The 19138-nt window shown below is 67.0% G+C and carries 22 protein-coding genes and 1 tRNA gene; 2 read left to right on the top strand and 21 right to left on the bottom strand.

Annotation, left to right across the window (positions count from 1 at the left end):
• Positions 1–106: 106 nt before the first annotated feature.
• The 4 genes from Sj15T_RS08125 to Sj15T_RS08140 form a co-directional block, all read right to left on the bottom strand.
• Positions 107–358, bottom strand: a complete 252-nt coding sequence (locus Sj15T_RS08125; protein ID WP_013040569.1) for a hypothetical protein — start codon at positions 356–358, stop codon at positions 107–109.
• Positions 359–406: 48 nt separating this feature from the next.
• Positions 407–1063, bottom strand: coding sequence for a sigma-70 family RNA polymerase sigma factor (locus Sj15T_RS08130; RefSeq protein WP_007688223.1), 657 nt, complete (start codon positions 1061–1063; stop codon positions 407–409).
• Between the two features lie 113 nt (positions 1064–1176).
• Positions 1177–1311 carry a hypothetical protein gene (locus tag Sj15T_RS08135; protein WP_007688224.1) on the bottom strand — a complete coding sequence of 45 codons (135 nt, stop codon included), beginning with the start codon at positions 1309–1311 and terminating at the stop codon, positions 1177–1179.
• Between the two features lie 93 nt (positions 1312–1404).
• Positions 1405–2199, bottom strand: a complete 795-nt coding sequence (locus Sj15T_RS08140) for a response regulator (protein WP_007688227.1) — start codon at positions 2197–2199, stop codon at positions 1405–1407.
• A gap of 351 nt (positions 2200–2550) precedes the next feature.
• On the opposite strand from Sj15T_RS08140, the gene Sj15T_RS08145 reads away from it, so the two are divergent.
• Positions 2551–2805, top strand: coding sequence for a NepR family anti-sigma factor (locus Sj15T_RS08145; protein WP_125445834.1), 255 nt, complete (start codon positions 2551–2553; stop codon positions 2803–2805).
• A 233-nt stretch (positions 2806–3038) separates the two neighbouring features.
• Positions 3039–4547, top strand: coding sequence for a sensor histidine kinase (locus Sj15T_RS08150; protein WP_049775160.1), 1509 nt, complete (start codon positions 3039–3041; stop codon positions 4545–4547).
• Positions 4548–4592: 45 nt separating this feature from the next.
• Here the strand turns inward: Sj15T_RS08150 and trxB are convergent, their stop codons facing one another.
• The 17 genes from trxB to gspE form a co-directional block, all read right to left on the bottom strand.
• On the bottom strand, positions 4593–5555 hold the full coding sequence (trxB, locus tag Sj15T_RS08155; RefSeq protein WP_007688234.1) for a thioredoxin-disulfide reductase: 963 nt from the start codon (positions 5553–5555) through the stop codon (positions 4593–4595).
• A gap of 224 nt (positions 5556–5779) precedes the next feature.
• Entirely contained in the window at positions 5780–6517 is a 738-nt protein-coding gene (locus Sj15T_RS08160) for a peptidase (RefSeq protein WP_007688235.1), read from the bottom strand.
• A gap of 24 nt (positions 6518–6541) precedes the next feature.
• Positions 6542–7411: a transglutaminase family protein gene (locus tag Sj15T_RS08165; RefSeq protein WP_013040572.1), complete on the bottom strand. Its 870-nt coding sequence runs from the start codon at positions 7409–7411 to the stop codon at positions 6542–6544.
• 15 nt (positions 7412–7426) lie between these two features.
• On the bottom strand, positions 7427–8359 hold the full coding sequence (locus Sj15T_RS08170) for an alpha-E domain-containing protein (protein ID WP_013040573.1): 933 nt from the start codon (positions 8357–8359) through the stop codon (positions 7427–7429).
• A gap of 121 nt (positions 8360–8480) precedes the next feature.
• Complete coding sequence (locus Sj15T_RS08175; RefSeq protein ID WP_013040574.1) at positions 8481–9890, bottom strand: circularly permuted type 2 ATP-grasp protein; 1410 nt, start codon at positions 9888–9890, stop codon at positions 8481–8483.
• A gap of 114 nt (positions 9891–10004) precedes the next feature.
• A tRNA-Met gene (locus Sj15T_RS08180) sits at positions 10005–10081 on the bottom strand.
• A 107-nt stretch (positions 10082–10188) separates the two neighbouring features.
• Positions 10189–10950, bottom strand: a complete 762-nt coding sequence (locus Sj15T_RS08185) for an A24 family peptidase (RefSeq protein WP_013040576.1) — start codon at positions 10948–10950, stop codon at positions 10189–10191.
• Positions 10947–11666: a type II secretion system protein N gene (gene gspN / locus Sj15T_RS08190; RefSeq protein WP_013040577.1), complete on the bottom strand. Its 720-nt coding sequence runs from the start codon at positions 11664–11666 to the stop codon at positions 10947–10949. The genes Sj15T_RS08185 and gspN overlap by 4 nt, the downstream gene beginning before the upstream one ends.
• Positions 11666–12151: a type II secretion system protein M gene (locus tag Sj15T_RS08195; protein ID WP_013040578.1), complete on the bottom strand. Its 486-nt coding sequence runs from the start codon at positions 12149–12151 to the stop codon at positions 11666–11668. Before Sj15T_RS08195 ends, gspN begins: the two co-directional genes overlap by 1 nt.
• Positions 12148–13260, bottom strand: coding sequence for a type II secretion system protein GspL (gspL, locus tag Sj15T_RS08200; RefSeq protein WP_013040579.1), 1113 nt, complete (start codon positions 13258–13260; stop codon positions 12148–12150). The genes Sj15T_RS08195 and gspL overlap by 4 nt, the downstream gene beginning before the upstream one ends.
• The gene (gene gspK / locus Sj15T_RS08205) at positions 13257–14246 is read right to left on the bottom strand and encodes a type II secretion system minor pseudopilin GspK (protein ID WP_013040580.1); all 990 of its coding nucleotides are present in this window, start codon (positions 14244–14246) and stop codon (positions 13257–13259) included. The genes gspL and gspK overlap by 4 nt, the downstream gene beginning before the upstream one ends.
• Positions 14239–14877: a type II secretion system minor pseudopilin GspJ gene (gene gspJ / locus Sj15T_RS08210; RefSeq protein WP_007688415.1), complete on the bottom strand. Its 639-nt coding sequence runs from the start codon at positions 14875–14877 to the stop codon at positions 14239–14241. The genes gspK and gspJ overlap by 8 nt, the downstream gene beginning before the upstream one ends.
• A complete protein-coding gene (gene gspI / locus Sj15T_RS08215; RefSeq protein WP_013040581.1) occupies positions 14874–15257 on the bottom strand; it encodes a type II secretion system minor pseudopilin GspI in 384 nt (127 codons plus the stop codon). Before gspI ends, gspJ begins: the two co-directional genes overlap by 4 nt.
• Positions 15258–15267: 10 nt before the next feature.
• Positions 15268–15675: a GspH/FimT family pseudopilin gene (locus tag Sj15T_RS08220; RefSeq protein WP_049775162.1), complete on the bottom strand. Its 408-nt coding sequence runs from the start codon at positions 15673–15675 to the stop codon at positions 15268–15270.
• Positions 15676–15778: 103 nt separating this feature from the next.
• The gene (gspG, locus tag Sj15T_RS08225) at positions 15779–16297 is read right to left on the bottom strand and encodes a type II secretion system major pseudopilin GspG (protein ID WP_013040583.1); all 519 of its coding nucleotides are present in this window, start codon (positions 16295–16297) and stop codon (positions 15779–15781) included.
• A gap of 72 nt (positions 16298–16369) precedes the next feature.
• A complete protein-coding gene (gene gspF / locus Sj15T_RS08230) occupies positions 16370–17587 on the bottom strand; it encodes a type II secretion system inner membrane protein GspF (RefSeq protein WP_013040584.1) in 1218 nt (405 codons plus the stop codon).
• Complete coding sequence (gene gspE / locus Sj15T_RS08235) at positions 17580–19121, bottom strand: type II secretion system ATPase GspE (RefSeq protein WP_049775164.1); 1542 nt, start codon at positions 19119–19121, stop codon at positions 17580–17582. Before gspE ends, gspF begins: the two co-directional genes overlap by 8 nt.
• Positions 19122–19138: the final 17 nt, after the last annotated feature.

Raw genomic sequence — 19138 nt, forward strand, 5'->3', positions numbered from 1 at the left:
CCGACACTGGCGGCAGATTGCACGACAATCGCAAAGATTTTCTGAACAGGATCGCGGGCCCGCCGCGCTCCGTCGGCATGCGGGCGGAGCGGACCGGCAAAGGCGGTCAATCATGGTTGCGAAGCGTGTCCGCCGCGCTCCTGGCGGCGTTGCCCACTATATGGGCGGCGCTGTCGAGGGAACCGGCCGCCTCCGTCAAGGCGTCGGCGCGGCGATCGTCGCGATCCTTGGTCATGTAGAAAAAGCCGATCGCCAGCAGCAGCGCCATGGCCACCAGCAGGAATATGATCAGGCTGCCCCGCGACCGACCCGGCAGGGGAGCCGGCTCGAAGGGTTCGTCCTTACGACCTTCGTCCATTCTCCTTCTCCCGATCCTCGTATCCCGAGGCGGAGAGCATAGCACAGATCAGTCCGGGTCGGAGTCGGTATCTTCGCCTGCTTCCCTGGCCTCCCGGCCGCGGCTCAGCCGGTCGACATCGTCCATGATCTCGTCCAGCACGGCCGCGTCGCTGCTTTCCTGGCTGCGCCGGGACGGCAGGTCGCCATTTTCCAATATCTGCTCCAGCGCGGCGCGGCCCCTGGCGACGCGGCTCTTGATGGTGCCGACGGCGACGCCGCAGATTTCGGCCGCTTCCTCATAGGCGAAGCCGCCAGCGCCGACCAGGATCAAGGCCTCCCGCTGGGGCTGGGGCAATTGCAGCAATGCGCGTTGCATGTCCGACAGCTCGACATGCTTGTCCTGCCCGGCGGGCGCCGCGAGCAGGCGATCGGCCGCCAGATCGTCCCAATCGCCGCGAAAGCGGGATCGGCGCATCTGCGAGAGATAATGATTGCGCAGGATGATGAAGGTCCAGGCGCGCATGTTGGTGCCCGCCTGGAAACGGCTGCGCGCCGCCCAGGCCTTCAGCAGCGTTTCCTGCACCAGGTCGTCCGCGACGTCGCGATTGCCCGACAGGGACCGGCCGAAAGCGCGGAGATGGGGAATGACCGCAGCCAGTTCCCGCTTGAAATCCGCGTCGGACAGCGTTTCGCGTTCAACATCCTGGCCCACGCCGTCGCTCATGGTAACAACCCCTTCTCCGGCTGTCGCCCTCGCTGCATGAACGGAAGTCGTCAAAGCCATATGTGCGTCCGCATCCCAATCTTTTTCTTCTCAAGGACCAATTGCCGCAGCATTCAATAGCCCCATAATATCACAATCATCACGATGATCGCGAGCGTCAGTGAAACGCCGAGCACGTAACGCACGACATGCGGGGTGGAGCCTGCCCGGGCTTCTTCCGTCGCAATATGCCGTTCCCGTTCGACCATGGGGTCTCTCCCGATCGTTACGCATCAATAACGCGAGTCGCGGACCGGGGTTCCCCCCTCTCCAGCCTAATTTTCGAACGCCGGGATCGGCGGTCAGGCCGGGGCGGTCGCTTCGTCGAAGAACAGCGCCTGCGAGATCGCGGCCTTGACGGTCGAACGCTGGAAGGGCTTGGTGATGAGGAAGGTCGGCTCCGGCCGCTCGCCCGTCAGCAGGCGTTCGGGGAAGGCGGTGATGAAGATCACCGGCACGGAGAATTCGGCAAGTATGTCCTTCACCGCGTCGATGCCGCTGGAATCGTCGGCAAGCTGGATGTCGGCCAGCACCAGGCCGGGCCGTTCCGCCATGGCTTCGCGCACCGCATCCTCCCGCGTGACGGCGATGGCAGTCACTTCATGGCCCAGGTCGCGGACGATGGTCTCTATGTCCATCGCGATGATCGGCTCATCCTCTATGATCAGCACCTTGGCGCGGGTCTGCGCCTCGATCTCGGTCAGCGCTTCCTTGACCAGCGCCTCGACATCGTCGCTGTCCAGGCCGATCAGGTAACCGACATCGTCGACCGTGAATCCCTCCAGCGCGGTCAGCAGCAGCGCCTGGCGCGGCAGCGGCGTCAGGCGGGCGAGGCGCGCTTGGGCGATCGCCTCCTGCCCGTCGGCGCCGGTCAGCACCGGCACGTCCTCCAGGTGGGAGGAGGACCAGATGGCATGGAAAGTCTTGTAGAGGCCGAGGCGGGGATCGACGTCCGAGGGAAATTCGTCGGGCGCCGCCACGATCGCCTCCAGCGTGGCGCGCACATAAGCGTCGCCATGCGCCTGGCTGCCCGTCAACGCGCGCGCATAACGCCGCAAGAAAGGAAGGTGGGGGTGCAGTTGCTGACCAAGCGACATCTGTAAAACTTCTCCCAGCCCATCGGGCGCCTTGTCCTGAGTTAAGGCGGCGCCTTAACAAAATTTCGAAACATTCGCCGGACAGGAGGATGGATGGACGATGCCGATGTGGCAAGCCCCCTTAACCCCCTGTCGGAATGGAAATGCGTTCGGCATCAGCGCCCGCATCGCCTCCATCCTAACCACCGAACGTGCGCGGCGGGCAAAAAATGCTTCGGCATGGGAACCAACAACCCAACGATTTGTTTCACTGCCGTTCGGTTTTTTCGAGAATCTTTGGAATTTTGTGTTTTGATTTCCCAGACGCTGAATTGACGTCACCAGGGGAAAGCCGCAAAAGAGCAGGCTGGCATGACATTGATGGCTGCAGAGGGACGTGTTTTGGTTGCTTCAACGACGGAACGGGACGTGACGGGAGGGCACAGGAAAGATGTCGGCACCAGCACTCCGGATTCTGGCGTGAAGGGCGGCGCCGCCCGCAAGAAACGCGCGGCGGCCGCGAAAGATGACGGGCAGGTCGCCAATGCGTTGCGATCCGTCTACCAGCGCGCGGTCGATGAGGATATTCCCGCGGAAATGCTCGACCTTCTCAGCAAGCTCGACTGACTCTCCCTGATCGGCCGGACCGGGGGGAGCCGGAAACAAGCGGAGGGGACATGGCGCATCTGGTAAATTCCGGCCGGCGAGCGACGCCTTCCCCCACAGATCGGCGTTCGATGTTCAGCGTCAGCTAGATGGACAGAAGTTCTCCACCGCCGCCCGCCGCGGACATGCCTCCCTCGGTGACCGCTTCCCTGCTTCGGAAATTGAACGCGGTTTCGCATTCCACCGGCGTCAAGATGTTCCTCATCCTGACGCTGGCGCTGCTGCCGCTCGGCCTGATCGCCCTGGCCGCCTCGCTCCAGGCGATCCGCACCACCGATCTGGAAAAGGAAGCGCTGCTGCGCGTCGCGGTGACGCAAAGCGCGCGGAAATTGTCCGCCGATCTCGCGTCCGACCGAACGGCGCTGATGCTGACGGCCAATGCCTTCGCGACGTCGGGCGCCGATCCGGCAATGTGCGCGCGCCTTTCGGTCTTCCTGGCCTCTCATGATCGCGGCGGGGGCCGTTATTATATCCACGACCGATCGGGCCGGCGGCTGTGCGGATCGCCCCTGCCCGAGCCGGCGGGCCTTTCCCTGTCGGACCGTTTCGACGATGCCGCCGCGCAACTGCTGCCGGACTCGCCCTATCTCGTCAGCCGGGCAAGGAGCGCCAATGGCGCGGTGGTCGCCATCGCTTATTATTCCCGCGGCTATCTGGAGGCGATGACCAACCCGGCGGGCAGCTCGCAGAACCGGCAGATCAGCCTGCACCAGGGGCGGCGCAGCCTGCTCATCACCCGCCCGGCCAGCTTTGCGGGCGGGCACAGCACGACGCTTTCCGCGCGGCTAGACCCGCCCGACATCGTCCTTACCATGACGGTGCGCGATCCGCCGGTCACCATCGCGCGGATGTTGTCGCTGTTCCTGCCGCTGGTGATGTGGTTTGCTGCGGCGGCCATCGGCTGGTTCGTCGTCAACCGCCTGCTGATACGGCCTCTGGTGCTGCTGCGCCGCACGGTGGCGGCCTATCAGCCCGGCGAGGTGCTGGAACCGATGCGGCGCATCCGCACACCGGCGCAGGAGATCGTGGCGCTGGGCAACACCTTCCGCGAAATCAGCGAGGATGTCGCCACCCATGAGGCGGAGATGGCGGAGAGCCTGGAAACCCAGCGCAAGCTGACGCGGGAGGTGCATCACCGGGTCAAGAACAACCTCCAGATCATCGCCAGCCTGATCAACCTGCATGCGCGATCCGCCCATGACGCCGAAGCGGTCGAGGCCTATGCGACGATCCAGCGGCGGGTCGACGCGCTGTCGGTCGTCCATCGCAACCATTATGCCGAGCTGGAGGAGCATCGCGGCGTCGGGGTGCGGTCGCTGATCAGCGAATTGTCGGCCAGCCTGCGTGGCACCGCCCCGGCCGAAGCGCGACGCTTCGGCATCCAGATCGACAGCGACAACCTGCACATCAGCCAGGATGTCGCGGTGCCGGTCGCCTTCCTGCTGACCGAGCTGGTGGAACTCGCCATGCTGTCCAATCCCCGCACGGCGATGCGCATATCCGTGCAATTGGAACCGGGACGCACCGACCGGGCGGTGCTCCACATCCTTTCGCCGGCGCTGCGCGGATCGCCGGACATGACCGCGCGGCTGGAGGAACGCTATGGGCGAGTCCTGACCGGCCTGTCGCGCCAATTACGCGCCCCGTTGGACCATGATCCGGAGACAGGGGATTATGCGATCGTGATCACGGTGCTGGAATAGGCTCTTGGCGCGTGGGGATGGGCCGCCATCCCCCGTCCAGCCCCGTCATTCGGCCGCGACAGCCTCAAAATCGGCTTCGGCCAGGAACTTTTCCACGTCCAGCGCAGCCATGCAGCCCATGCCGGCGGCGGTCACGGCCTGGCGATAGACCTTGTCGCTGACGTCGCCTGCCGCGAACACGCCGGGAATGGCGGTCTTCGTCGTGCCCTTTTCCACCAGCAGATAGCCTTCGTCCATCGGCAGCTTGTCGACGAACAGTTCCGTCGCGGGCTGGTGGCCGATGGCGACGAAAGCGCCGTCCGTGGCGATATGCGACTTGTGGCCCGTCACCGTGTCGACCAGATCGACGCCCACCAGCCCTTCCGGATTGCCGCCGCCGACGAAGCGCTCCACCGCCTGGTTCCACAGCACCCTGATGTTCGGATGCGCGAACAGCCGCTGTTGCAGGATCTTCTCCGCCCGCAGCGAATCGCGGCGGTGGATCAGCGTGACGTCATGGCTGTGGTTGGTGAGGTAGAGCGCTTCCTCGACCGCGGTATTGCCCCCGCCGATCACGACCACCTTCTTGCCGCGATAGAAGAAGCCGTCGCAGGTCGCGCAGGCCGAAACGCCCTTGCCCTGCAACAACTGCTCGCCCTCCGCGCCCAGCCATTTGGCCTGCGCGCCCGTCGCGATCACCAGGCTGTCGGCGTAGTAGAGCGTGCCGCTGTCGCCCTTCAGGCGGAAGGGGCGTTCGCTAAGGTCCACGTCGACGATCTGGTCGTACATCATCTGCGCGCCGACATGTTCGGCCTGCGCCTGCATCTGCTCCATCAGCCAGGGGCCCTGGATGACGTCGCGGAAGCCGGGATAATTTTCGACATCGGTGGTGATGGTCAACTGCCCGCCCGGCTGCATGCCCTGCACCACGATCGGCGCCAGACCCGCGCGCGCGCCGTAGATGGCGGCGGACAGGCCCGCCGGGCCGGAACCGAGGATCAGCATGCGGGTCGAATGAGTGGCGGTCATGTAGGTCTTTCCGGCTGCGATTCGTCTGTCGGGATGAGATAGGCCAAGCAGGCTGGCGCGCAAGCGATGGATTTGCTTGAAGGGCTGGAAGCTGAGCCTCTTCGTCTCCCCTCCCCCGCTGTCGTCATCCCAGCATAGGCTGGGATCTAGTGCGGCTATGCTGTGGCCTATGGCCTGAGATCCCAGCTTTCGCTGGGATGGCGGAAAGGGGCTGGTGGGGCTATTTAATCGAGGACGTTGGGCAAATCCTCGAAACCCTTGCGCAGCGCGGCCGACCAACTGTGGGAGAGAAGCTGGAACTCCTCATTATCCGCCTCGATCCGGGTCCGCACGCGGAAGTCGAAGGCGTCCCGCTCGATCACCGTCAGGTCCAGCGGCATCCCCACCGACAGGTTGGAGCGAAGCGTCGAATCCATCGACACCAGCACCGCCTTGGTCGCATCCTCCAGGCTGGTTTCGCGCTTGATGATGCGATCGAGGATAGGCTTGCCATATTTATGCTCGCCGATCTGGAAGAAGGGCGTGTCCTCCGTCGCCTCGATGAAATTGCCGGCCGAATAGATGAGGTAGAGGCGCGGCTTGCCACCCCTGCGCTGGCCGGCGATCAGGATGGAGGCGTCCGCCGCCGCCCCCTGCATTTCTATGGTGCTGCGATAGCGGCCCTGCATGGTGCACATCGCCTCTCCCACGATCTGCGCGACGCGATGCATGGTGGGACAGTTGAGGATCGTCTCCACATCCAGGTCGAGCGCCGAATCCTTGATGGCCCGGCCCAGCATCGCCTTCACCCCCTGGGTGATCGACAGATTGCCGGAGCACATCATGGTGATCGCCCGCTCGCCCGGCACGCTGTAGGTGAAGCTCTTGCGGAAGCGGGCGATATTATCCATCCCCGCATTGGTGCGGGTGTCGGACAGCATGACCAGCCCCTGGTCCACGCGCACCGCCACACAATAAGTCATGGCCCCAAGGGCTCCTATCGTCGTTCAACCCTGCGTGGTGGTCTGCGCGCCCTGTTGCTGCTGCCGCTGGAGCTGCCGCTCCTCCACCCCGTCCTCCGCCTGCGCGATCCGGACGTCCGCGTCAATCCAGATATCGCCCGCCACGGTCACGGAACCGCGTATCGGCGCGGCCTCATCCGCGTCCAGCCCGCAAGCGAGGCGCAGGTAGCGCTCTGTCACGCAGACGCGGTTGGAGGGGTCGAAACCCACCCATCCCAGTTCGGGCACCAACGCCTCCGCCCAGCCATGGGTTTCGTGCAGCACGTCGCCCTCATCGGCCAGCAGATAGCCGGACACGTAGCGCGCCGGAATGCCCATGGCCCGCGCCCCGGCGATGAACACCTGCGCATGGTCCTGGCAGACCCCGGCGCCCAGCGCGAAGGCCTCCGCCGCCGTGGTGTCAGCGCTCGTCACGCCCGCGCGATAGGCCACGGCATCGCTGACGGCGGTCGACAGGGCGTGCAGCCGGGCCAGCGGCCCGTCTTCGTCGGGAAGGGCCAACGCCATCGCCCGGATTTCCGGCGACGCCTGGGTCAGCCGCGTATCCCGCAGGAAATAGCGCGGGTTCACCGGGCAGCCCAGCCAGCCGAGCACGCCATGGCTCTCCTGCGTCTCGACCAGTCCTTCGGCGACGATCACGGCATTGTCGGTGCGGTCGTGCCGGACCCAGATCGCCTCCATCTCGCCATAGCTGTTGGGGCGGAAGCCGACCAGCGGCTCGCCATTGACGCTGACCTGCCAGTCCAGCACCTTCTGGCTGGGCGTGTCGACCGGCATCAGCTTCAGCCGCATCGCCACCCGCCCGGCGGCGGCCTCATAACGATAGATGGTCTGGTGACGGACGAGCAGTTTCACCGCGTCCCCTCCCCCTCATCCGAAATGATAGGCCTGGGCGATCTCCACGCCCAGCCGGTTGGTGCTCATCAGGCCGTTCTGGACCGTTTCGTGCAACCCCGCGCGGAAGATTTCGCCGCTGTCCAGCTTCTCCAGGTCGGCCACCATTTCGCGCACGGTATCGTGGCAGGCGGCCCGCGCATCGTGCCACCCCGCCAGGCGGTTCAACCGATAGGCAAGCTGGTCGTAGCAATAGGCGACGCTGCGCGGGAACAGGCGGTTCAGCATCAGGAAATCCGTGATCTGCCAGGGCGTGTAGGTGCCGCCATAGACATGATGGAACGCCCGCGCGCCCGACAGAGCGTACAGCACCGACGTCCATTGATAATGGTCGCGATTGCCGCCCACCACCTCGGTCTCCGGCAGCAGCACATAATATTTGATGTCCAACAGGCGCAGCGTCATCTGCGCCCGCTCCAGCGCCGATCCGGCGCGCAGGAAATCATGCCCCTCATTGCGGAGCTGGCCGGAATGAGCCGCGCCGCGGAAGGTCATCACCCGCGTCTTCACCCAGTCGATCAGCGCGGGAAGCTGCTGCCGCGCTTCGGCCACGTCGTAGCTGTCGAGCTTGCGCCAACCCTCGTTCAGCGCCTCCCACATGTCCTGCGTCAGCATGGTGCGGGCCGACTTGGCGTTGGCGCGGGCCTTCAGCAGGCTGGAACGGATGGAGGAGGGATTGTCGAGGTCGAGCATCAGGAAAGCGATGGCGTCGCTCTCCGTCACCTGGGCGCCTTCGGGGAAATGGTTGAGCGCGCCGGTGGCCCGCACCACCGATCGCCATTCATCGCGATGATGCGCGCCGGGCAGGATCGCCATGCGCTGGCCCATGGTCAGCAGGCGCGCCGTGGCCTCGGCACGCTCCATGTAGCGCGCCATCCAGAAGAGATTTTCGGCGGTGCGGCTCAGCATGGGCGGGCCTCCGTCATCCCGGCAAAAGCTGAGATCTCAGGCGAGAAGGCACGGCATAGCCTCACGAAATCCCAGTTTTCGCTGGGATGATGAATAAGGAAAAGGGACAGGTCCACGATCATCAATCCTGCAAAACCCAGGTGTCCTTCACCCCGCCGCCCTGGCTGGAGTTCACGACGAGCGATCCTTCGGTCAGCGCCACGCGGGTGAGGCCGCCGGGCACCAGCCTGATCTGCTTGCCCACCAGGCAATAGGGACGGAAATCCGCGTGGCGCCCGACCACCGCCGCCGGGCCGAGCGTGGGGACGGTCGACAGGTCCAAGGTCGGCTGGGCGATGAATTCGCCGGGATTGGCCCGGATGCGGTCGGCATAGGCGGCGATCTCGTCCTTGGTCGATTTCGGCCCGATCAGCATGCCATAGCCGCCCGATCCATGGACTTCCTTCGCCACCAGATCGTGGAGATTTTCCAGCACATAGGCGCATTCGTCGGGCTTGCCGCATTGCCAGGTCTGGATATTGTCCAGGATCGGCTGCTCGCCGAGGTAGAAGCGGATCATTTCCGGCACGTAGATGTACACGGCCTTGTCGTCCGCAATGCCCGATCCCGGCGCGGAGGCCAGCGTCACCCCGCCATTGCGATAGACGTTGAAGATGCCGGGCACGCCCAGCAGGCTGTCGGGCCGGAACACCAGCGGGTCGATATATTCGTCGTCGATGCGGCGGTAGATGACGTCGACCGCCTTCGGACCCAGCGTGGTCTTCATCCACACCCTGTCATCGTCCACGAACAGGTCCGCCGGTTCGACCAGTTCCACGCCCATCAGGTCGGCCAGGAAGCTGTGTTCGTAATAGGCGCTGTTGAGCGAGCCGGGCGTCAGCACCACCACCACGGGATCGCCCTTGCAGGCCGGGGGGGCGACTTCCTTCAGGCTCTTCAGCAATTCCGCCGGATAATCGTCAACCGGCGCCACCACCCCCTGCGCGAACAGTTCCGGGAACATGCGGGTCATGATCTCGCGATTTTCGAGCATGTAGGAGACGCCGGAAGGGGTGCGGCAATTATCCTCCAGCACCTCGAACCGGGTCGGCCCGGTGCGGACGATGTCGATGCCGACGATATGGCTGTAGACCTTCCCCGGCGGGGTGAAGTCAGCCATTTCGGCCAGATAGGCGCTGTTCCGGTAGATGATGTCGGCGGGCATGATCCCCGCCTTCACGATTTCGCCGCGATGATAGACGTCGTGCAGGAAGGCGTTGAGCGCGCGCGCCCGCTGGCGGATGCCCTTGTCCAGCACGCGCCATTCCTGGCCGGTGAAGATGCGCGGCAGCAGGTCGAAGGGGATCAGCCGTTCCGGATCGCCGCCCTCGCCATAGACGGCGAAGGTGATGCCGATGCGCCGGAAGATCGCCTCCGCCTCATCCATCCGACGATTGAGCCCGGCAATGCCCGTCCGCTCCACCCAGTTCTGCACTTCCGCGTAACAGGGGCGTATCGAACCGTCCGGCTCAAACATTTCGTGGAAGGGCAAAGTGTCGATCCTCCCTCAGCCGGCATTCGGCTAGTTGTGCATTGCAACATTAGTGCAACAGGAAGGAACGAATGCAAGCGGAAAATCCGCCTATGCCTAACATGCCGGAAAGGATGGTAGCGGAGGAGGGACTTGAACCCCCGACACGCGGATTATGATTCCGCTGCTCTAACCAGCTGAGCTACTCCGCCCCATGGGCCGTCCGCCGGGCCATGCCCTGCGGTGAGGCGGCGCTATAAGCAGAGCGGGCTGATGGGTCAACGGGGTTTCACCGCATCGTGAAATTTCTCTGGCCGCGTCATCCGCCGCCGCCGGTGAGGATCGTGGCGAGCCACCATCCCGGCACTGCGGCGATGGCGAGGAAGGCGCCCAGCGGCACCCGCGTCGTGCCATCGACCCGCCTGCCCGTCGCCATGACGGCGACGACCGACAGCAGCCCCACGCTCGCCGCCAGCAGCAGGATGAAGGGCAAGGCCTGCCAGCCGAACCAGGCGCCGAGCGCGCCCAGCAGCTTGGCGTCGCCCAGGCCCAGCCCGTCCCGCCCCCGCGTCCGCCGATAGCCGAACGCGATCAGCAGCAGCGCGAGGTAGCCGGCCAGCGCGCCGATCGCCCGATCCGCCATCGTCGCTTCGGTGGCCCAAGGCCCCATGGTGAAGCCCAGAAAGGCCAATGGCAGGGTCAGCGCGTCGGGCAGCCAGAAATGCCGCCTGTCGAGCACCGCCAGCGTCAGGAGCAGCCAGCCCAGCAGAGCCCATCCAACCCCGCCCGGATCGGGCGCAAACCCCAGCGCAAGCGCGCCGATGATCGCGCATCCCGCCTCCACCCGTCCATGCAGCGGATCGATGGGCGCACCGCAGGTCCGGCACCGCCCCCGCTGAATCAGCGCGCTCAGCATCGGCACCAGATCGACTGCGCCAAGCACGCGCCCGCAGCCGTCGCAGGCCGACCGGCCGCGCAGCACGCTCCGGCCCCTGGGCCAGCGCAGGATGATCGTGGCCAGGAAGCTCCCGGCTATGGCTCCGGCTGTCGCGCCCAGCAGGGCGGGAAGGGCCTGGATCACAGCGTCCCTTCGATCTTCAGCACGCGCGCGCCCCCGGCTTCTGCAAAGCCCGCCCTGGCCAATGCCTCGCCCAGGGTGGCGTCGGCGGTTTCCACCCGCATTTCCGCCTGATAGCGACCCGATCGCCAGATGCGCAGATCGAGCTTTTCCAGTCCCGACTGGCTGACCAGCGGCAACAGCAGCGTTTCACCGTCGCAACTGGCCAGGCCCGAAAGGCCCTGCGACAGATTGAGGCCCGGAAACTGCCCCGCCATTCGCGCCCGCACCCGCCCCTCTGCATGGCCGCAGCGGTCGCCGGAGAACCAGGCCGACACATCTTCCATCACAAGGCTGCTGAGCGGCAGCGGCGCGAAGGTCCGGCCCAGCGGCACCGCGCCCGTCACATCGTCGATACCCATGCGCCCGAAGCCGACGGTCAGCGCGCCGCCCAGATCGTCCGCCGCGCCGTTGCGGCGCCAGATGTCGAACCGCGCCCGTCCCGCCAGCAACGACAGGGGCGACAGGCCGGCATGGACCGACCCCAGCGGCACCGTGCCCAGCATCAGCCGGTCGATCCCGCCGCTCCACACCGTGCCGCGCACCTCCCGCGCCGCCACGCCCAGCCGCTCCAGACCCGCCATGCCGAGCGCGACGCGCATCGGCAGGAAGATGACGAAGCCCATCGCGAACAGGGCGATGATCGCGATGCGCGTCCGTCGCGAAAGGCCAAGCCCCATCACCGCTCGCCCCGCACCAGCACGGCCTGCACCGATACGCTGCCCGCCGTCGCCGCCGGCCGCGCACTCATCGTTTCGACCCGGATGCCCTGCCCTTCCAATGCGGCAAGCCATGACAGCAGCGCGACCGGCCGGACGGAGGCCATCGCCATGTCGATCCGGTCCGCGCCCTGCGCCTGCGCGCGTTCCAGCGTCAGCCCGGCCTCGCCAGCGCTCTGGCCGATGAACTGCTCCAGCGGCACGCCCGCATCGACCGTCGCCGTCGTGCGCGGCAGGGATTTCAGCAGCGTCACCTTGGCGCGGATCGCGGCGTTGCGGTCCGTCGCCTCCCGCAACGCGTCCCCTGCCGAACGCTGCGCCGCGTCCAGCGGCCGCGCCACGCCCAGCCACAGGATCACCACCGCCAGCAGCGCGAACATCACGCCCAGCATCCATTGTTCGCGGGGGCTTCGTTCGCCCCATAATGCCTGCAACCGTTCCATCATGACCGCACCGTGATGTCCGCCAGCATCCGCCCGCCGGGATCCTGCGAAGGCGTCGCCGTGATCGTGAAGCCCGCCGCCTGCAACGCCAGCAGCACGCTGTTGATGTCATCCCCCTTCGCCGCCGCCAGCGTGGCGCGGATCATCCCGTCCGGATCGCGCGACAGCGCCGTCAGCGATACGCCCGGCACGTCCTGCATCGCGCTCAACAGGCCGGAAACGGGCGCGGTGAAGGCATAGCCGCCCGCCCCTCGCGCGGCGAGCCGGCGGTCCATCTCCACCTCCGCCTGGAGGAGGTCGTTCGCCCCCGGCACCACCTGCCGCGCCAGGGCCAGGCTTTCCGCGTCCAGCCCGCGCGCCGCGAAATGCCGTTTGGCAAGGCCGACCAGGGCGATGGACAGGCTGACGAGCAGGATGAGGGCGCTCCACAGCGCGATGCGAGCCATGGTCCGCTTGTCGAAGGACCGCCGCACCCGCTTGGCGAAGTCGCCCTGCCGCAGGTCGAGCGGCGGCCGGTCCAGCGCGGCGATCGCCCGCGCATCGATCTGCCCTGCGGGAACGTCCCGCACCACGGCATCGCCGACCAGTTCCGGCAGGGCCAGGTCGCCCGCCAGCGCCAGATCGGGCCCCCGCAGCACCGCTTCGCCGCCGATCACGCCGCGCTCGAACCCCTCCTGCGGTTCGGGCAACAGCAGCGGGGCAGGCACGATGATGTCGGGATCCAGACCATGATGCTGCGCCCAGAGCAGCCAGTGCTGCATGTCCGCCCGCGCCGCCACGGCGACGCAATGCGGCCGCGCCGGATCGTCATTCTCGTCCGCCGCGGCGAAAAGCTGGTCCGCCGGCGCGATCCCGCTCGCCATGGCCGCGAGCCGCGCCGCCGCCCTGCCCTGCCGCGCCGGCAGGTCGGGATAGGCGCCCTGGTGCAGCGTCACCAGCGCCGCCGGCGGCACCAGCATCACCGTCATATCCTCCGGCAGCGCCGTCAGGCCGCAGGCCGCCAGCCAGTTCGTCCCCGCCCCCTTCCGCACCACGGCGCCGTTCGCCACCCGCGTCCACAACGGCTCCGCGCCCGGCCGTTCCGGCAGGACGACGATCAATCCCTCGCTCACGCGCCGGTCCCCCAATTGCGGCGTATCAGCGTGGCCGGACTTTGCCGCGCATCGATCAGCGCTCGTTCGACCACCTGCGTTCCCCCGACATCCACCGACACTTCCACTTCGAAAAATCCCGTCGTCAACTTGACCTGCCGCGCCGCCTCCTCCAGCGGACTGAGCCCCGCCAGCGACGGCGCGCGCCAGAATTCCACCGTGCTGCCGTAGCCATCCGCCGGGCGCTGCGCCAGCAATTGCCGCGCCTGCGCGACGCTCAGCTGCCCCTGCATCAGCATGGCGAAAAGCGGCGCCTGATCGGGCAGCAGCGTATTGATGTTGATGGGCGACAGGTCGGCGGTCGGCAGGGCGCAGACCCATGGCCGCACCAGCCCGTAAATGGCCGGCGTCGCCCCGTTGACCGCCCGCAATTCGCTGGCGTCGACCATGAAGCGGTTGGCCGCGCGATAGGGCCGCGGCGCCCGCGCATAGGTCTCGTCCTCCGCGCCGCCGGGCTGGGGCGCGCCATCCGTGTCGATCCAGTCGGCCAGCGACGCCGCCGCCACTTGCGCCTGCCGCGCATCGACTCCCAGCGCCTGCAACAGCGCCTGGAACTGCGACACGCCCACCGGACGCACCTTCAGGTCAGCCTCTGTCTCGCCCGCGACCACGCTGTTGAGGTTGAAGCAATTGCCCGCGTCCGTCACCCGCGCCGTGGCCACGCCGCCCGGCACGGATATGGCCTGGGGCGTGCCCATCCAGTTGCCCGCCAGCGTCGTCTTGCCCGGACTGGCCGCCACCAGGTCGCCTATGCGCAACCGGGCGATCTCCGTTCCGGCATCGGCAAAGGCGCGCGCCTGGTCGACCGCGCCGCCATTGCCGGTCATCCGCGTGGCCAGCGCCAGCCGCTCCAGCGCGGTGGAGGCGACCACAGCCATCACCGCCACCAGCAGCAGCACGGTGAGCAGCGCAGCGCCGCGCTCACCCGGCTTGCGCGGGTCAGCCATTGGCCGGCGCCCCTTCCGGCCTTTCCGCCGGCCCCGGCCCCACCAGGAAGCGCAGCGTCACCGGCGGCTCCCCGGTCCGCGTCACTATCATCTCCACGGCGCGGGGCATCAGGTCGGGCTGGGTCGGCGCCCATTGGTCGCGCCACTCCCCGCCAGCGTCGCGGAAGCGCAGCGCGACATCCTCGACCCCGGTGAGCAGCGCGGCCGGCTCGTCGCCCGCCGCGCCGTCGACCTGCGCATAGGTGCGCCGCTCCAGCCGCCCCTGCCGCACCCAATATTCGACTTTCTGGAGGGAGGGCCGCGGCAGGTCGCCCAGATTGTCCCACCCGCCGCGCACGAACTGGAGGACGGGCAGGCTCTCCCCCTCCCGATGCGACCAGAAGGCGGGCGCCAGCGTACCCGCTTCGGTGCGGCTGATGCGCGGCACCGCCTGCCCCAGATCGGCCGCCAGAGCGCCGCTCGCCCGCTGCACGGCGGCCATGTCGTCCAGCCGCAGCTTGATCTGCGCCTGCGCCGACACGCCGTTGCCCAGCAGCAGCACGCCCGCCGCCGCCAGCATGGCGAAGATCGCCAGGGCTACGAGCAGTTCGACCAGGGTGAAGCCCTGCTGGGCGGAGCGCGCCCTTGTCATTGCACCACCCGCACGAAACTCAGCACCACGGGGGAGGAACCCGCCTGCCCGTCGACGGTCAGGTCGACCTGCAACAGGCGCTTGTCGTCCGTCGCCTTGACTTCCCGCGTCCAGTGCCAGCGCCGCCCGCCATTGTCGATGTCGCCCTCTTGAGAACCAAGCGAAGGCGGCGCGGGGTCGGTCTGCACCTCCACCATCAGGTTGCGCGCGACGATCTGGCCCATCGCCTTGCTGTCGAGGTCGGCGGCGGTGTGCAGGGTCACGCCCTGCAAGCGCACCAGCGCCAGCGCGGCAAGGCTGAACACTGCCAGCGCGACCAGCATTTCGAGGAGGGTAAAGCCGTGCTCCTTCCCACGCGCCTTGCGGCAACGTGACAGCATGAGGCGCATCCTACCCACCGACAACGACCTTTCCGGCCATGTCGACCGAAATCGAGACCCGTTCCCCCTCGCGGGCAAGGGTCACGGTCATCGGATCGGTCGGCAAGCCCGTCCCGTCGAAACCGATCTGCTGCCGTCCGTCCTTGCTGACCAGCGCTCGCGTCCCCGATTTCCAGTCAGCGGTGGCGAAGGGCTTATCCTCCAGCCCCACCCATTGCCCGCCGTCGCGGCGTTGAAAGCCATAGCCGGAAGCCGATACCCACACCCCCATGGGACGCGCCGTGACGACCGCTTCGTCGCGCGCCGCGGCCAGGCGCGCGGCGAAGCGGTCGGCATCCTCTATCACGCGCCCGCGCGGATCGGGGATCGCCAGCACGACCGCAGCCGAAATGAAGCCGATGATCGTCAGCACGACCATCAGCTCGATCAATGTGAAGCCCGTCTGCCCCTTCGTTTCGAACGAAGTCGATAAACGGCAGGCCTTTCCCTTCCCGCCTCCGCCGAACGAGGGGCGGAAACGATCAAAGCTCGCTGGAATAGATGTCGGCATTTTCATTGTCGCCACCCGGCTGCCCGTCCGCGCCCAGCGAACCGATGTCGAACGCGCCCTTTCGTCCCGGCACGACATAGCTGTAGGGCCTGCCCCAGGGATCGTTCGGCAGCTTCTTGATATAACCCCCGCGCCGGTAACGCTGCGGCTGGGCGAGCGAGGCCGGCGGGCTGATCAGCGCCTGCAGCCCGTCCGTCGCGGAGGGATAGGTCAGGTTGTCGAGCCGATATTGCTCCAGCGCCTGTTCGATGGTGGCGATGTCGGCCCTGGCCTTTTCCACCCGCGCCGTGTCCGTGGCCGGAATGACGTTGATCGCCACGATCGTCGCCAGCAGGCCGATGATGACGATCACGACCATCAGTTCGACCAGCGTGAAGCCGTGTTCGGCGGAACGCCTCACGGGCGTGAAGCCGTGTTCGGCGGAACGCCTCACGGGCGTGAAGCCGTGTTCGGCGGAACGCTTCAAGGACATGAAGCCGTGTTCGCCCATTGCGCCATCCTGCTCCTGCCTTCGCAGGAGCACGGCGCACTTCAACCTCTTCAAATCGGGCATAAACACTCCTCAGGCCCCGGTAAGGCTCTGCAATTGCAGGATCGGCAACAGGATGGACAGGATGATGACCGCGACGATGCCGCCCATCAAGATGATGATCGCCGGCTCCAGCATGGCCAGCGCGGCGGAGGTGAAGCTGTCGAATTCCCGCTCCAGATAGTCCGCCGCCCGCTCCAGCATGCTGTCCAGCCGCCCGGCGCTCTCTCCGCTCGCCGCCAGATAGACCAGCAAGGGGGGAAACACCCCCGCTCGCCGCAGCGCCGCCGACAGGCTGCCGCCGCCGCGAATGGCCTCCACGATCTCCTCCGACGCCTGGCGCAGCACCCGGTTATGGACGGTCTGGGTGGTCAGCGACAGCCCCTCCATCAAAGGCAGACGGCTGGCCACCATGGTCGAGAGCGTCCGCGCCATCCGCGCCGCATGCAGGTCGCGGATCAGTCGTCCCAGCAAGGGCAAGCGCAGCAGCGTCGCATCGAAACGATAGCGGAAGCTCTCGATTTTCAATGCCCGCCAAAAGCCGAAGCCAGCCACCCCCAGCAGGATCGCCAGCAGCCACCAATAGCCCGCCAGAAAGGCCGAAATCCCCATCACCATGCGGGTGAGCAGCGGCAGTTGCTGGCCCACCGTGTCGAACTGCTCCACCACCTTGGGGACGACGAAGATCATCAGCGCCGCGACCACGCACACCGCAAAGGCGGCAAGCACGGAAGGATAGGCGATGGCGGTCAGCACCTTCGACCGGATCACCGCCTGCCGTTCCATGAGGTCGGACAGGCGCTCCATGATCGTGGGCAGGCTGCCCGAACTCTCGCCCGCCGAGATCATCGCGCGGTATAGCGGCGGGAAGCTCCTCGGCTCGGCGCCCAGGGCATCGGCCAGCCGCCGCCCCTCCAGCACGCCAGAATGCACCTTGCCGACAATGGCCCGCACATGCGCCTGCTCGCTTTGACGCCCGATGGTGCGCAGCGACTCCTCCAGCGGACTGACCTGGATCAGCGTCGACAACTGCCGGGTGAACAGCGTCAGTTCCTTGGCCGAAAGGCGCGGGGCGCGCAGCGACAGCCCTGCCCGCCTGCGCGCCGTCTCCACCGCGCCCGGCTCGATCCGCACGATGAACAGCTTGCGCGCATCCAGCTTCGCCCGCGCATCCTCGACCGTTTCGGCCTTGATCGCGCCCTTGCGCTCGCGCCCGGCGGGGTCGATGGCGATATAGTCGAACTCAGCCATCCGGGATCGTTTCCACCTCGCCCGCGTCGCGCCGGGACACGCGGATCGCCTCTTCCGCCGTGGTCTGGCCGTCCCGCACCAGCGCGCGCGCCGCCGAACCCAGATTGGGGGCGTTCAGGAAAGCATGGCGCGCCACCAATGATTCATCGCCGCCGTCGTTGATCAGGCGGCGGATGGTGTCGTCCACCCGGATCGCCTCGAACACGCCGATGCGGCCCTTGTAGCCGGTGCCGTTGCATGCCTCGCATCCCCGCGCCCGATAGATGATCGTGCCCGGATCGAAGCCCAGCAGGGCGCTGGCGGACTTGTCCGCCTGCACCGGCTCCCGGCAATGCTGGCACAGCCGCCGCACCAGCCGCTGCGCGATCACGGCGCGCAGGGTGGAGGCGAGCAGGAATGGTTCCACCCGCATGTCGCGCATCCGCGTGATCGCGCCCACGGCATCGTTGGTGTGGACGGTGGACAGCACCAGATGCCCCGTCAGGGACGCCTGCACGGCGATTTCAGCCGTCTCCCGGTCGCGGATTTCGCCGACCATCACCACATCGGGGTCTTGTCGCAGGATCGCCCGCAGGCCCGCCGCGAAGGTCAGGCCGACCTTGGCGTTCACCTGCGTCTGCCCGACGCCCTCGATCGCATATTCGACCGGGTCTTCGACGGTCAGGATATTGCGCGTGCCGTCGTTAAGTTGTCGCAGCCCCGCATAGAGCGTCGTCGTCTTGCCCGATCCCGTTGGTCCGGTGACCAGGATGATGCCATTGGGTTCCTGCAACCCCTCCCGGAAAATCCTGTCCGCCGCCCCGGCCATGCCCAGCAGGTCGAGGTTCATGCCCGCATTCTCCTTGTCGAGAATGCGCAGCACCACCCGCTCTCCCGCCCGGCTCGGCAGGGTCGACACGCGCACGTCGAGCAGCTTGCCGCCCAGCGTCAGCCCGATCCGCCCGTCCTGCGGCACGCGCCGCTCGGCTATGTCGAGGCGGGCCATCACCTTGATGCGGCTGACGACGACCGGCGCGACATGCGGCGGCATCCGCAAGGTTTCGCGCAACACGCCGTCGACGCGCATCCGCACGAGCAGGCCGGTCTCATAAGGTTCGATATGAATGTCCGACACGCCCTGCCGCGCCGCTTCGGCGATGATGCCGTTGATAAGGCGGATGGCAGGCGCATCGTCCGCGCTGTCGAGCAGGTCGTCGGCGGTCGGAATGTCGGCGGCCAATATGTCCAGCTCGTCCGCCCCGACGTCGAGCGATCCCGCCATGGCCGCCGCGCTGCCCTCCATCGCATAATGGTCCGACAAATGCCGGTCGAACTGCGCGGCATCGACGAAACGCACGTCGAAGCTGCGCGCCAGATGCCGCCGCACCTCCAGCAGGACGCGGGGATCGCTGCCTTCGCGCACGGCGATGGTCAGCCGCTCTCCCTCCAGCGGCAGCATGACCACGCCATGCCTGCGCGCGAAGGCATAGGGTATGTCGACGGCGCGGGGGGCGATATGCGGGGCAATCGCTCCATCTTGCTCCTGCGCAGGCAGGAGCCCAGGGCCAGATT

Origin of the sequence: Sphingobium sp. TA15 (assembly GCF_037101235.1) — a bacterium.
In the GTDB taxonomy this organism is placed as follows: Bacteria; Pseudomonadota; Alphaproteobacteria; order Sphingomonadales; family Sphingomonadaceae; genus Sphingobium; species Sphingobium indicum.

Bases quoted from the DNA above. Each gene is read 5' to 3' on its own strand.
- Sj15T_RS08195 (WP_013040578.1), bottom strand. From the start codon at position 12,151: ATGATGGAACGGTTGCAGGCATTATGGGGCGAACGAAGCCCCCGCGAA.
- gspF (WP_013040584.1), bottom strand. From the start codon at position 17,587: ATGGCTGAGTTCGACTATATCGCCATCGACCCCGCCGGGCGCGAGCGC.
- Sj15T_RS08135 (WP_007688224.1), bottom strand. From the start codon at position 1,311: ATGGTCGAACGGGAACGGCATATTGCGACGGAAGAAGCCCGGGCAGGC.
- gspJ (WP_007688415.1), bottom strand. From the start codon at position 14,877: ATGACAAGGGCGCGCTCCGCCCAGCAGGGCTTCACCCTGGTCGAACTG.
- gspK (WP_013040580.1), bottom strand. From the start codon at position 14,246: ATGGCTGACCCGCGCAAGCCGGGTGAGCGCGGCGCTGCGCTGCTCACC.
- Sj15T_RS08130 (WP_007688223.1), bottom strand. From the start codon at position 1,063: ATGAGCGACGGCGTGGGCCAGGATGTTGAACGCGAAACGCTGTCCGAC.
- Sj15T_RS08170 (WP_013040573.1), bottom strand. From the start codon at position 8,359: ATGCTGAGCCGCACCGCCGAAAATCTCTTCTGGATGGCGCGCTACATG.
- gspN (WP_013040577.1), bottom strand. From the start codon at position 11,666: ATGGGGCTTGGCCTTTCGCGACGGACGCGCATCGCGATCATCGCCCTG.
- gspG (WP_013040583.1), bottom strand. From the start codon at position 16,297: ATGGGCGAACACGGCTTCATGTCCTTGAAGCGTTCCGCCGAACACGGC.
- Sj15T_RS08150 (WP_049775160.1), top strand. From the start codon at position 3,039: ATGTTCCTCATCCTGACGCTGGCGCTGCTGCCGCTCGGCCTGATCGCC.
- gspI (WP_013040581.1), bottom strand. From the start codon at position 15,257: ATGCTGTCACGTTGCCGCAAGGCGCGTGGGAAGGAGCACGGCTTTACC.
- Sj15T_RS08160 (WP_007688235.1), bottom strand. From the start codon at position 6,517: ATGACTTATTGTGTGGCGGTGCGCGTGGACCAGGGGCTGGTCATGCTG.
- Sj15T_RS08140 (WP_007688227.1), bottom strand. From the start codon at position 2,199: ATGTCGCTTGGTCAGCAACTGCACCCCCACCTTCCTTTCTTGCGGCGT.
- Sj15T_RS08220 (WP_049775162.1), bottom strand. From the start codon at position 15,675: ATGGTCGTGCTGACGATCATCGGCTTCATTTCGGCTGCGGTCGTGCTG.
- trxB (WP_007688234.1), bottom strand. From the start codon at position 5,555: ATGACCGCCACTCATTCGACCCGCATGCTGATCCTCGGTTCCGGCCCG.
- Sj15T_RS08125 (WP_013040569.1), bottom strand. From the start codon at position 358: ATGGACGAAGGTCGTAAGGACGAACCCTTCGAGCCGGCTCCCCTGCCG.
- Sj15T_RS08145 (WP_125445834.1), top strand. From the start codon at position 2,551: ATGACATTGATGGCTGCAGAGGGACGTGTTTTGGTTGCTTCAACGACG.